Below are 13,628 nucleotides of genomic sequence, written 5' to 3' on the forward strand. Positions count from 1 at the left end.
GCATGCTTAAAGGTGTACAAATGTTTGACTGGTTGGTAGTTTTCCGTGCGATTACTTATGTATTTTCAAAAATTGGCGGAGTCTGTCTATTTTCAGTTAAAACACTAAAGTACATCACAAAGTAACCTTACCCTATCCTTTTTTAATTGTTAGTAACCATGGGCAGGTATGTTGCTCATGGTTTTTTTGTATACAAAAAAGGACAGTGGCATTGGATTAAAAGGAGAAAAATAAAAATGATAGTCTGCACTGTTCATCAAGTTAAAAAAATGTATGGCGGAAATGAGATTCTAAAAAATATATCATTTGAAATTCACGAACAAGATCGTATAGGTATAGTGGGACAGAACGGTTCAGGAAAAACGACTTTGTTTAAGCTGTTAAGTGGTGTTGATCATCCTGATTCAGGTTCTATAGCCGTCAGGAAGGACGCAGAGATCGGTTATTTGGAACAACTTCCTGAGCATACGGAGAATATGAGAGTTTATGATGTGGTATCATCAGCGTTTCAAGAAATCAATGAAATTGAACTTAAAATTCAGCAGGTTAATGCATTGTTAAGTGATCCAGAGCAAACACACCGATTAGATAAAAATCTGAATAGGCTCTATAGACTGCAAGAAGAATTTGAAGAGCTCGGTGGTTATGCGATTGAGTCGAAGATAAATGGCGTTTTAGCTGGTTTAGGTTTAACTCAACTCTCTCACCATCTTTTTATGCAACTAAGTGGAGGAGAACAAACGAAGGTCGGTTTAGCTTGTTTGTTATTAAAAGAGCCAGAGCTTTTACTCTTAGACGAACCTACCAATCATCTCGACATCGAAACGATGAATTGGCTTGAAATCTATCTTCAAAAATACAAAGGTTCCGTTGTAATTATCAGTCATGATCGCTATTTTTTAGATAAAGTAACCTCAAAAACTATTGATATAGAAGATGGTGAATGTACCTTATATCATCAAAGTTACTCAGGTTTTCTCAAAGAAAAAGAAAATAATCTTCTTCTAGAATTTGAGAAATATGAAGAACAGCAAAAGAAAGTTAAAAAGATTAAAGAGTCGATCAAACAACTAAGAGACTGGGGCGCTCGATCAGGAAATGAGAAATTCTTCAAAAGAGCGAGGAACATGGAGAAAGCACTTCAACGAATACAGAGTATGAAACGCCCTAAGCTGGAACGTAAAAAAGCGGCATTTGAATTCTCAGTTAACAAGAGAAGCGGTCAGGACGTCGCAGTAATTAAAGGGCTAAGTAAATCGATTGAAGGGCGTTCCATCCTAAGTAATCTTGAACTACAGATTCGATATGGTGAGAAGGTAGCCCTCGTCGGTAAAAACGGTTCAGGAAAAACGACACTGCTAGAGACCATACAAACTCTAGATCACAGCAACGGCAATATAAAACTTGGACCATCTGTTTCGATTGGTTATCTTTCTCAAAGGGGACTTACTGCTGATTCTACTGGGACTGTACTTGATATTTTCAGAGAAAGAGTACCGATGGAAGAAGGCGAAGCTCGTCATCATCTAGCAAAGTTTTTGTTTTACGGAGCATCTGTTTATAGGAAAGGAAATGAGTTAAGTGGTGGAGAACGAACAAGACTCAGGCTTGCACAGCTTGTTTATGAAGGATTCAACTTCTTAATCTTGGATGAACCGACAAACCATTTGGATATTGATTCACGTGAAGCATTAGAACAAGCACTAGAAGAATTTAATGGTACGATTCTATCAGTCTCACATGATCGATATTTTATGAACAAACTCTTTGAACGTACCATTTGGTTAGAAGAGGGAAGCCTAGAGAGTTATAATGGAAATTTTGATTATGCACTCGAAAAGCGGTTAAGCAATTAATTTAACTATTCTACTGAAAAACAGGTTATTTTGAATAGCCTGTTTCTTTTTATTTATACCTTCTTGTTTTTTAAAGTGTTAGTTTTCATTCACGGGGCGTACGGTGAAGTGGAAGTGGCTCTTCCAGCTCCGACAAGCAAAAGGTGAAATAGACCATGAAGACGCTCTTTGCCTTCATGGTCTATTTAACTTTTGACCTCGAGGGACTAGCCACTGCAACTAGCCAGGTGAGACACTTATACGTGAAACGTACGAATGTGGCCCATCGACTGCCCCGTAGAAAGCGAACAGCCTGGAACGGAAAATTAACTACTTCCAAAACTTTAACCTTCAACCTATTCAAAAAACATTCCTTTAGAAAAGAGCCTTCTTTTCCATTTTCAACTGATTGTTCTTTCGAGGTATGGGGAATAATGGTGAGAAAACGTGTCTAAACAGGAGGTACCTTATGAGTAACTATGAAAATAACATGCCACAGTTTCCAGAACCAATCTGGAGGCAACAATTAAACCTACCTACATACTCTGTGTTAAATGAAGATATTCAAACAGAAGTAGTGGTTGTAGGAGCTGGGATAAGCGGAATAACAACAGCTTATCTTCTAGCAAAAGAAGGAAAAAAGGTTACATTAATCGAGGCAGGTAAAGTGATTAATGGAACGACTGGTCATACAACTGCAAAGATTACTTCTCAACATGATGTTATTTATGATCACCTTATTTCACACATCGGATTAGATCGGGCACGACTTTATTATGAGTCAAACGAACAAGCTAAACAGTTTATTGAGAGTCTTGTTAAACAAAACAATATTCATTGTAATTTAGAAAAACATGATGCCTATCTTTACGCCAACACCGAGGAAGGAATCAAAAAGCTTAACAAAGAAGCTGATGCTTATCAAAAGTTAGAGATTGAAGGAGAGTTGGTCGAAAAACTTCCATTTAATATACCGCATAAAAAAGCGCTTGTTATGAGGAATCAAGCACATTTTCATCCTGTCAAATATTTAACTGCGCTATTACAAGAAATGGATTCATTAGGCGTTGAGGTTTATGAAAACACGACAGCAACAGATATTATAGAAGAGAATAACAAAAAAGCTGTGGTGCAAACAAGTCACGGACACAAAATTACAGCTGACTTTGTAGCTTGTTGCACGCATTTTCCATTTTTTGATGGATTGGGTTTTTATTTTACAAGAATGATGGCAGAGCGTTCTTATGTATTGGCCGTAAAAACACAAGATACATTTCCTAATGGGATGTATATGGGAGTAGATCAAACCTCATTTTCTTATCGTTCTATCTTACAAGATGGTGAAAAGATCGTGCTATTAAGTGGAGAAAGTCATCAAACAGGACAGGGAATTCCAACACATCAGCACTATGAGGCATTATTAAAAGAAGCGAGAAAATCATTAAAATTATATAAGGTCCTTTATCGCTGGTCGGCTCAGGATTTGATTACACTTGATAAAATACCATTCATCGGCAAGCTTACGCATAAGCACGATCACATTTTTGTAGCTACCGGTTACAAAAAATGGGGGATGACGACAGGTACTCTTGCTGCATTAATCATAAGAGATCATATCATGGGTAAAGAGAATGAATATGCTGACCTATACAAACCACAAAGGTTTCAAGGTGATCCCTCTGATATTAAACAGTTTATAAAAGAAAATGCAGATGTCGCAAAGCATTTTGTTTCTGGGAAATTAGACAAACCGTCTAAACATCCAAGAAGTTTAAATAAAGATGAAGGATGTGCCGTAACGGTTAATGGAGAAAGGTGTGGGGCTTATCGTGATCAAGATGGTGAACTTCATCTTGTAGACACCACGTGTACACATCTCGGTTGTGAAACAGAATGGAACAGCGGCGATCGAACATGGGATTGTCCGTGTCATGGTTCACGTTTTTCATTCGATGGTTCCGTCGTTGAAGGGCCAGCGAAAAAACCTCTCAAACGTGTAGAACTACAATAAACGAACAAGAAGATGACTTATTAAAGTGCTTATTTGCTTTAATAAGTTATTTTTTTTGATTGAGCACTAAATCTGAATGATAATCTTACATGTTTAATATAGTGTGCTAACTAAATAAAAATTATTATATTTTCAAAAAAATAACAAGTAAAAATAATGAAAATTTTATGAATTTAGTATAAAATAAAGTGCTTGAAAGCGAGAGGGGGAAATGATATATGAAGCTTTTAAGAGAGACATTAAAGCACTTTAAGCCTTATTGGAGGGGGCTTCTTCTAGCTTTTATCTGTTCGTTGATCGGTGGCGCTTTTACCGTAATCCCACCCATACTAGCAGGAAAGCTTGTTGATGAAATTCTGCCGAATGAGATGACGGATATGATCGGTTGGCTAGTAGCTGGAGTTCTTTTCTCATTTTTGTTTAAGGTGGTATTTGAATCATTACAAGAATTTATACAAATTCAGATCGGTTTAGATGTTATCACAGATATGCAGATGCGTGCATTTGGACGGCTGCATAAAACACCGATGTCCTTTTTTACGACTACACCTCGTGGTGATATGTTATATCGTCTCACTCACGACGTAGAAGCTGTACAGAACTTAAATAATACGGTCGTGCCTCGATTCGTACAACAAGTAGTTAGTGCGGTCGCTGCTTTTATTGCAGTTTTTGCTCTATACTGGCCAGTTGCGATCGTTATGTTCTGTGTATTCGCTATCTATCTGTACCCATCATTTAAACTTGGAACGACTATGAGAAAAATGAGTGCTGTTCAGAGGGATATGCGTGCAGATATTTATCACCACCTTCAAGAAAGTATCGAATCAACGAGACTAGTTCGTACGTTTCAAACACAAGAAAGAGAAATACATACACAAGATACAAAGCTTACAGATTGGAAGAATTATTCCATTCGTGCCGCTTTAATCGGAAAAGTAAACTGGCGTCTTGGTAATCTATTCAATATCGCTACACCAGGCGTAGTCATGCTTGTTGGAGGAATGGCAGTTTGGAATAATACGATTTCTGTCGGTACACTTGTTGCTTGTTTAGGGTTTATTCCTACGATGTTTTTTCCCATTCGTTCACTAGCTGAGAATGCATTGATCATACAGCAGGCTATTCCTGCTCTTCAGCGAATCTATGAATATTTTGATTTACCAAAGGAACATGAAGATGATCTGCCAAAGATGCAACCTGTTCGAGGGGATATTGATATTGATAATCTTTGGTTTCGTTACCCGGGCAACGAAGAATATGTGTTAAAAGGCGTCTCATTGAATATGAAAGCTGGCCAACATATTGGTATTGTCGGTACTAGCGGCGGCGGAAAATCTACGCTCATCCAATTGCTGCTCGGTCTTTATGAACCTGAGGCAGGCTCTATTGAAATCGACCAACAAAACTTGTTTGAGTATAATAGGAATTCATTTCGTCAGCAGGTAGGAGTCGTTTCGCAGGAAACGTTTCTTTTAAACAATACACTGCGGATGAACTTATTATATGGAAGAAAAGGTGCAACTCAAGCCGATTTAGATGCAGCATGTGATGCTTCAGGACTTACAGATTTTGTCGCTGCCTTGCCAGAAGGCTACGAGACAATCGTTGGTGAGCGGGGGCTTAAACTTTCTGGTGGACAAAGACAACGTGTTGCACTTGCAAGAGCAATTCTTCGACACCCTGCGCTGTTAATCTTTGATGAAGCAACTTCCTCACTGGATGGGGAGACAGAAGAACGTGTGCAATCCGCTCTTGAAGAGCTCATACCAGGCAGAACGACAATCACGATTGCTCACCGGCTGATCACGGTTAGGGATGCAGATAAGATTATACTTTTAGACAAAGGTGTTGTAGCAGAATCTGGTACACACGACGAGCTTCTTACAGAACGTGGACAGTACTACGAACTTTATATGGCGCAGTACAGTGAATTAGAAAAGGAGAGAGCGATATGAGCCAGACAGCATTGAAACATAAAAATCGAGACGGCAGACGCGTTCTAGCCTTTTTAAAGCCACATAAAAAATGGGTATTTGCAGATGCGTTTGTAATTGCTATATCTCAAGTATTTTCTGCACTAATTCCGACGCTCGCACTAGGCTGGCTTGTCGATTCCATTTTACCTGGTAAGTCTAATCAACTTCTATGGGGGTTGATGTGGCTATTAATCTTTGCTGCTGTTGCTGACTTGATTCTAATGGTTATTGATGAATATTTTTGTCACCAAGTTGCGAAGACCGTAACGAACTGGCAAAAGTTAAGATTGTTTAAACATCTGCAGAACCTACCCTTTTCGTTTTATCAAAACAACCAATCTGGTGAAATGATGGCTCGTGTTTCTGATGATCCAGATACACTCCATAATTTCCTGGCTTGGGAAGGTTCGACCTTTATGGCATCCGTTCAAGGTGTTATTTTATACAGCATCGTGCTTCTTTGGATTCATCCCTATTTAATGATTACGAGTGTTGTGTTAGGTATTATCTTCTATTTAACATCAAATGCTGTCGGTCAAAGGACACGGCAATCTTCGGCGAATGCGAGAAAAGAAGCTTCTCGTTATCTAGAGAGGCTTCGTGAGTCAGTAACTGGCATTCATCTTTCAAGAGTATTAGGCGTTTCTGATGGTGAGGTATCAAGCGTAGCTGAGATTAGAAAATCGTTCATTAGAGAATCTCGACACGAATTAAAAGCCAGGATGCAATCGATTGTGGTTATTGGAAGCTACAACGGTCTTGCATTAGCTGTCGTATATGGACTAAGCGCGTACTTGATCTGGAACGATAAATTAACTGCTGGTCAGATGCTGACTGCAGCTGGACTCGTGGCAATCGCCGCAAATGAGATGCAACGAATGTTAAGAAACTGGCTTTCCGTAAGAAGAACTGGTCCTGCGTTAGATCGATCTGAACTTTTACTCAGTCAAAATGTATCGAGTGCGGAAACAGAAAAAGGATTTATACCTAAAGAAGTTGAAGGAGAGATCGAATTTAAAGATGTTGCATTCGGTTATCCTGAAAAAGAAGATAAAGTATTAAAAGGTTTATCATTTTCAGTAAAGCCTGGAGAAGCAGTAGCACTTGTAGGGCCGAGTGGATCTGGAAAATCAACGGTTGTAGATTTATTATTACGATTGTATGAGCCTGAGAGTGGAGCTATCTTTATAGATGGAGAAAAGCTATCAACGGTTGATGCTGGATGGCTTCGCTCACAAATTGCGATCGTTTCACAAGATGTCCAGCTTCGAAATGGTTCTTTAGCTGATAATTTACGAATCGCCAAACCTGAAGCAACAGATGAAGAATTGATTTCTGCTCTTCAAGACAGTGGTCTTGGTGATTTCTTACTTACGCTTCCTGAAGGATTGAACACCCTTGTCGGTGAAAGAGGAAGTTTGTTATCTGGAGGTCAGAAGCAAAGGTTGTCATTAGCACGAGCTCTAGTAAAAGATGCCGCCGTTCTTGTTCTTGATGAAGCAAGTTCTGCTTTAGATCCTATCACAGAAGTTCAAGTCAATAAAGCGATCAATAAAAGAAAATCTAAACAAACGCTCATTATAATTTCCCATAGACTTTCAACTGTCTTGGCTGCTAATCGAGTGATTGTCATCGAGAACGGAGTAATGATCGAAGACGGAGTTCACGAGGAGTTGCTGAAGTCTGATAATGGTGTATACAGCAGGTTGTTTAAACGAGAAGCGGATATTGGTACACAGGCATTTAGTAGTTAAGTTTGGAAAGGCAATTTAGTTTAAATTGCCTTTCCCTCATAATTCCACTCCAATTTGGGTATATATGAAACTATATATCAAAGGAGGGAACCATTCATGTCAGCAACATTTAGAGCTATTTTGAACATTGTAGCACTTGCAGCAGTAATCTTTGTTAATTATCTTGCTAATGCACTACCATTGAATGGAAGGACAACAGGAGAATTATCAGCAAAATACAATGTGTTGATCACTCCAGCAGGTTATGTATTTTCCATATGGGGACTCATCTATGTACTGCTAACAATCTGGGGGATCATTCAGGTGCTGCCTAAGAACAGAAATGAACCCGTATATGAAAGTATCGGTCTTTGGTTTGTTTTGAACTGTATCTTAAATTGTACATGGATATTTGTTTGGCATCATGAACTTCTAGGTTTGTCTTGGATTGTTATGATTGGCCTCTTATTGTCACTCATTATGATCTATACGAAGATTCAAAATCAAGATAACAAATCTTCGTTCATTCGACTTCCGTTCTCGGTATATCTAGGATGGATCAGTGTGGCGACAATAGTGAATACCGCAGTTGTTTTAAAATATAGCGGCTGGAATGGTTTTGGACTTTCGTCTGTTACTTGGACTGTGATCATGCTAATCGTTGGTACAGGATTAGCAATCTTTTTTACCCTTTTGAACAAAGATGCTATTTATCCACTTGTCTTTGTATGGGCATATGTCGGAATAGGGGTTAGACATAAGGGTGAGATCGATATTCTTACCTATACGAGTTTTACGTTAGCTATTTTACTTTTATTATTCATTATTTGGAACCTTGCTACTAGAAGAAATGGAGAAGTAGCAATGAAATAGGATTTAGAGGAGAGTAAAGAATGGTTAAATTATCGATGCCTGTCGGCTTATTGTTGGAATCTGCTTTAGCAGGCGGAGTTTCTGGTGATCGGTTGCTAGAAGTGATCAGGACAAGAAATTACGAAGCACTTCGGCATGTGGGTAAAGAAGAGTCAAGCTAAGCTTACTTTTTTGATTTTGCAGAACAGAACTGGGAAACAGTTGTTTCTGCGATTACAATGGGCTACACGTTTAAGTTTATTACGATCCGGGGATTGTTGAACTTAATACAGACCAAATATAAGCTAAAAGAAAACGAAGATTTTTTAATGAATGAATCTGGAATCGACATGAACCTCTCTGATGAGCAACTTGATTTTCTTCGTTCACGAATCCCTTCGCAATGGGTATTCAAAAAGCAAGAACATACAAAGTACGGTGTTCAGGCTTTCTTAAAGCAAACAATTTCAACTAGCGTGTAGATAACAAAAAAGCGCTTGAGCGGGAAATATATCCTGCTTAAGCGCTCTTTTTAATCTTGATAGTTATTTCTTGCACTCAACCATGTGTTTATACCGATCGCTTTACACACAGAGAAGTAATGAAGAAGCATTAAGAGCACGGAACCTGCGTTCATTCCAATGATGATGCCATGCATTCCTAATGATGGTTGAGATCCTAACATGTACATAAGAACAAATGATAAAGTAGTTGACCAAACTGACTGAACAAATGCTGTTGTAATTAAACCAAGGCCGATCAAATATGCTTGAAGAGGTATTAAGAAAAAAGTAAATAAAAAACTCGGCCACAATAGTTCTAAATACGTGGCTGCGGATTGTGAATGGAAGAACATTAAGGTTAGTTTTTCTGAAAACATTAAAAAGATTGCAACGGCTGGAAACCCATATAATGCAGTTATACCCATTACACGAATTAGAAGGCTTTTTAATTTCTCTACGTCTTTTTTAGCCGTAGCTTCTGAAACAGTAGGAATCAAGACGACCAAAAGCGAGTGCGCAATAAACGCTGGGAAGAAACCGATTGATAATGCTACTCCTGCCAATAAACCAAACTCTTCCGTTGCAGCCACTCCAGAAAAGCCTGCAAGGGATAACGCATATTTAATTAAAAATGGCTGTATAGCGTTCGTAACAGCGTGAAACAGCCGCAAGCCCGTAGTTGGAATCGTTACGGCCATAAGACTTCTAGTTACTTCGTTTGAAGTGAGATGTTCATTTTTTTGAGTTTGCATTCTTTTGAATTGAATCAAATAAGCGGTGAATAAATAAACAAAAACAACAAGTTCGCTACCTACAAAAGTTGCTAAAGCTATAAGGATTGCTGTTTCATTATCAAATGAGAACAACTGATAGATACCTGTTAACAAGATGAGCTGAGCTAGTTTTCGAAAAAAGTTTGAGAACGCCAGCTTTCCCATCTGCTGTTTGCCCATAAAAAACCCTCGAGCGATTGATGTTAAGGAAATTAAAGGGATCAATATGACCATAAGCCATCGCACTAAAGGATGATAACTATTGAAAACAGGTATGAAAGGCAAGATTACTAATGCAAGTACAATCATTGCTACTGTCAATAAAATTGTCATTTTTGTAGCATGTTTTAACATGCTATAGTGTTGCTTTTCTTCTTTCTCTGCAACGAACTTTGAGATGGAGATCGGCAATTCCAAACTCGCGATAATGATAATTAAGATGACTGTCGGAAAGATCGACATATAATGACCAAGTCCTAGTTCACCTAATTCTCTAGCTAACACCATGTTCACAATAAATTCTAAACTTTCACCGACTAATGCAGCTGCAGCAAGCAGCAATACTCCTCTAAAAAATATATTCATACGATGAGTGCATCTCCTTGTACACGTTGTCCTTTTATTCATATGCAAAAAAAATGAAACAAGACCTCGAAGGACTTTAAACATTGAAAGAGAAAGATAAGCTTATAGCATAACAAGGAGAGATTATTGTGACATTACATACAGAACAAAATGCAATTGAAATTCTATCCATGTCAGAACAAGAAAAGATTATGGATCAGTGGCTATTTGAAAGATTGGAACATTTGTTACCTTTATTAATGAAGAAACATAACGTAGACATGTGGTTGACGATCGGCAAAGAATACAAGGAAGATCCACTAGGAAAGACTTTCTTTCCATCTCTGATCGATAGTTCAAGAAGACTAACCATTTTTGCATTTGTTAAGGATATCCATTCTGACGAAATTAAACGGTTTGTTATCTCTTCAAACAAAAACTTCGAACCTTTTTACTCATGTTTTCCGTTGAGAGATAGTGAAGATTCTTTTACTGGTTTAAAACGGTTAGTTGATAATTACGACCCTGAATCAATAGCAGTTAATACATCATTCCATTATGCTTTTTGTGATGGATTAAGTCACTCAAATTATATGGAACTAGTGAAAGTCTTAGGGAGGCGACATGCAGAAAAATTGATGTCATCCGAATCCATTGCAATTGACTGGCTTCAAACAAGGACAGAGTCTGAACTTAATTGGTATAAAACATTAGAAGGCATAACAAAAGAAATTGTGAAACAAACGTTTACGAAAGAACGAATCAAACCTCATGTAACCTCAACACAGGATATAGTTTGGTGGATCAGACAACAAGTTAGAGACTTAGGGTTGAAAACATCCTTCTATCCTACCGTAGATATTCAAAGAAAAGATGGATCTTCAGACAGATTGGAAGATGTTATACTTCCAGGTGATATTCTGCATCTAGACTTTGGCATTGAATATCTAGGTCTTTGCACAGATACACAACAATTAGCTTATGTTCTTAGAGATAACGAAAAAGAACCTCCTGCAGGGCTACTGAACGCATTAAGTGAGGCGAACAAATTTGAAGATTTTTTCTTTGAAGAAGGTAAAGTAGGAATGACGGGTAATGAAGTTTTTTTAAGTGTACTAAAAAAAGCAAAACTAAATCATCTCGACGCAATGCTTTATTCACATCCGATCGGCTATCATTGTCATGGAGCAGGACCGATTATCGGACTGTATGATAAACAAGAATATATTCCTGTTCGAGGAGAGTTAAGGATGGAGAATAACACGTGCTATGCACTAGAATTTAACATTAGACATTTCATCCCTGAATGGAACAAAGCTGTTCCGATCTATCTAGAAGAGACGGTTTGTTTTAAAGATGGTAAGATGCAATTTTTAACAGGGAGACAAACAGAATTTTATCTAATTGAGCCTCAGTGGAAATAAAATACATTTGAAATATCTATTCACCTCTAGTACAATGAGAAACTGTGTGTTTCAGCTTGTTGTAAGGGAGAGATTAGATTAAATGCTATTGCTTGGACAAGAGCAAGATAAAGAAACAAAACTTGATCGCAACGAACTCGAGTTTCAATTATTGCGTATGCAAAACGATATGAAGCAAATTGCTAAAAGTTATGATGTGATCGGTGTGGATCAAACAAAAGACGATAACCTTGTGATCGTATATAAATCTGAACAACTGGATCAATGTAAAATTATGATCAATGACTGTGAATCAAGGTATGATGGATGGGATTTCTCAATTGATGCTGTTTATGAAGATGAAAACACCCTTCATATTGGTGATATTAAAGGACCTGCTAATAAAGGGTACGGCTCAATCTGTATGCATTATTTGAAAGAGACGGCATCAGATAAGAATATCCCAACAATCAAAGGAGATATTGCAAAAAGAGACTGGGGACATGTAGAGCGACTTATTCATTTTTATGAGAAGCATAATTTTGCAATTGAACTTGATCCCGAAAATAAATGCGGAAAAATTGAATGGAACGATTATTAAGAAAAAGACGTGTATCGTAGTGAACACACGTCTTTTTTTTGTGCTTCTTTATCCATAAACATGAGAAAAATAAGAACTTAAGTATTTAAGCCTTGACTTGTTTTGTAACCTGATTTACGATATTAATCGTAATCATTACGATTTAAAAAGGAGTTTTTAATACATGTTACATACATTGACAAAACGAGTACCAGTAACAGTGTTGAGTGGATTTTTAGGAGCAGGTAAAACAACATTAATGAATCATGTCTTATCAAATCGAGATGGTTTAAAGGTTGCTGTAATCGTTAATGACATGAGTGAGATCAATATTGATGCTGCATTAATAAAAAATGAGACGCAGTTATCTAGAACAGAAGAAAAGCTCGTTGAAATGACAAATGGCTGTATTTGCTGCACCCTAAGAGAGGATCTATTGATAGAAGTAGAAAGAATCGTAAAAAACGGTGATATTGATTATATTCTGATAGAATCAACGGGCATAAGTGAGCCTATTCCAGTTGCAAAAACTTTCACTTATTTGGATGAAGAATCAGGTGTTGATCTTGCTTCTTTATGCAAGTTGGATACGATGGTAACTGTAGTTGATGGAAATCGATTTTGGAACGATTTTGCATCTGGAGAAAGCTTATTAGATCGACAAGCAGCATTAGATGAGACCGATACGAGAGAAGTAGTAGACCTGATAATTGATCAGATAGAATTTTGTGATGTTTTAGTTTTAAATAAGTGTGATTTATTGGAGAAAGAGGACCGAGAAGAACTCAAAAGAGTATTGAAAAAATTACAACCACAAGCAAAACTGATTGAAACAGAATTCGGTAAAATAGATCCAAAGGATATTCTCTCTACAGGTCTTTTTGATTTTGAGAAGGCCAGTGAATCTGCAGGATGGATGAAAGAGCTTGAAACAGAACACATTCCAGAAACAGATGAATACGGAATCTCTTCTTTTGTATATAGAAAGAAAAGACCTTTTCACCCAGCAAGACTTTTTAGTTTTTTAGAGAATTGGCCAGCTGAAATTGTTCGAGCAAAAGGATTTATTTGGGTAGCCTCTCGAAACGATTGGGCAATTTTGTTAAGTCAAGCAGGTACGAGTATTATCTTCCAGCCAGCAGGTCAATGGGTGGCAGCACTGAAGAAAGAAGAACAAGAAGAAATGGTAGAAGAAGAAAGAAGTCATAATCCAAACTGGGATGAAGAATATGGTGATCGAATTACTGAACTAGTGTTCATAGGAATTGATTACAACAAAGAACAACTGATAGAACAGTTAGATCATTGCTTATTAACCGACTCTGAAATGAATAACGAAGATTGGGGTAAGTTTGAAGACCCGTTACCTCGATTCCCTGAAAGTGAATAATTTTT

11 protein-coding genes are annotated in these 13,628 nt (G+C 37.6%); 10 read left to right on the plus strand and 1 reads right to left on the minus strand.

Going from position 1 to position 13,628, the window contains the following annotated elements; translation table 11 throughout:
- Nucleotides 1–2: 2 nt before the first annotated feature.
- The 7 genes from HU823_RS22070 to HU823_RS01425 all read left to right on the plus strand — a co-directional run bounded on the left by HU823_RS22070 (nt 3) and on the right by HU823_RS01425 (nt 8,592).
- Nucleotides 3–125 carry a hypothetical protein gene (locus HU823_RS22070; protein WP_255548939.1) on the plus strand — a complete coding sequence of 41 codons (123 nt, stop codon included), beginning with the start codon at nt 3–5 and terminating at the stop codon, nt 123–125.
- Nucleotides 126–236: 111 nt separating this feature from the next.
- Nucleotides 237–1,856: a ribosomal protection-like ABC-F family protein gene (abc-f, locus tag HU823_RS01400; protein ID WP_197220877.1), complete on the plus strand. Its 1,620-nt coding sequence runs from the start codon at nt 237–239 to the stop codon at nt 1,854–1,856.
- 448 nt (nt 1,857–2,304) lie between these two features.
- Nucleotides 2,305–3,846 (plus strand): FAD-dependent oxidoreductase, encoded by a 1,542-nt coding sequence (locus HU823_RS01405; RefSeq protein ID WP_197220878.1) that lies wholly within the window; start codon nt 2,305–2,307, stop codon nt 3,844–3,846.
- A gap of 218 nt (nt 3,847–4,064) precedes the next feature.
- Nucleotides 4,065–5,804 (plus strand): ABC transporter ATP-binding protein, encoded by a 1,740-nt coding sequence (locus HU823_RS01410; RefSeq protein ID WP_197220879.1) that lies wholly within the window; start codon nt 4,065–4,067, stop codon nt 5,802–5,804.
- Complete coding sequence (locus tag HU823_RS01415; protein WP_144700416.1) at nt 5,801–7,579, plus strand: ABC transporter ATP-binding protein; 1,779 nt, start codon at nt 5,801–5,803, stop codon at nt 7,577–7,579. Before HU823_RS01410 ends, HU823_RS01415 begins: the two co-directional genes overlap by 4 nt.
- 96 nt (nt 7,580–7,675) lie before the next feature.
- Nucleotides 7,676–8,431, plus strand: a complete 756-nt coding sequence (locus HU823_RS01420) for a TspO/MBR family protein (protein ID WP_197220880.1) — start codon at nt 7,676–7,678, stop codon at nt 8,429–8,431.
- A gap of 20 nt (nt 8,432–8,451) precedes the next feature.
- Nucleotides 8,452–8,592 (plus strand): hypothetical protein, encoded by a 141-nt coding sequence (locus HU823_RS01425; RefSeq protein WP_197220881.1) that lies wholly within the window; start codon nt 8,452–8,454, stop codon nt 8,590–8,592.
- Nucleotides 8,593–8,942: 350 nt separating this feature from the next.
- Here HU823_RS01425 and HU823_RS01430 read toward each other — a convergent pair whose 3' ends face one another.
- On the minus strand, nt 8,943–10,271 hold the full coding sequence (locus tag HU823_RS01430) for an oligosaccharide flippase family protein (RefSeq protein WP_197220882.1): 1,329 nt from the start codon (nt 10,269–10,271) through the stop codon (nt 8,943–8,945).
- 128 nt (nt 10,272–10,399) lie between these two features.
- On the opposite strand from HU823_RS01430, the gene HU823_RS22235 reads away from it, so the two are divergent.
- From HU823_RS22235 to HU823_RS01445, 3 genes are all read left to right on the plus strand, one after another.
- Complete coding sequence (locus tag HU823_RS22235; RefSeq protein WP_197220883.1) at nt 10,400–11,674, plus strand: M24 family metallopeptidase; 1,275 nt, start codon at nt 10,400–10,402, stop codon at nt 11,672–11,674.
- Between the two features lie 82 nt (nt 11,675–11,756).
- A complete protein-coding gene (locus HU823_RS01440; RefSeq protein ID WP_144700406.1) occupies nt 11,757–12,254 on the plus strand; it encodes a hypothetical protein in 498 nt (165 codons plus the stop codon).
- A 163-nt stretch (nt 12,255–12,417) separates the two neighbouring features.
- Complete coding sequence (locus HU823_RS01445; RefSeq protein WP_197220884.1) at nt 12,418–13,623, plus strand: GTP-binding protein; 1,206 nt, start codon at nt 12,418–12,420, stop codon at nt 13,621–13,623.
- The last annotated feature ends 5 nt before the right edge of the window (nt 13,624–13,628 follow it).

Origin of the sequence: Fictibacillus sp. 18YEL24, assembly GCF_015903855.1 — a bacterium.
Lineage (GTDB): Bacteria > Bacillota > Bacilli > Bacillales > Fictibacillaceae > Fictibacillus > Fictibacillus phosphorivorans_C.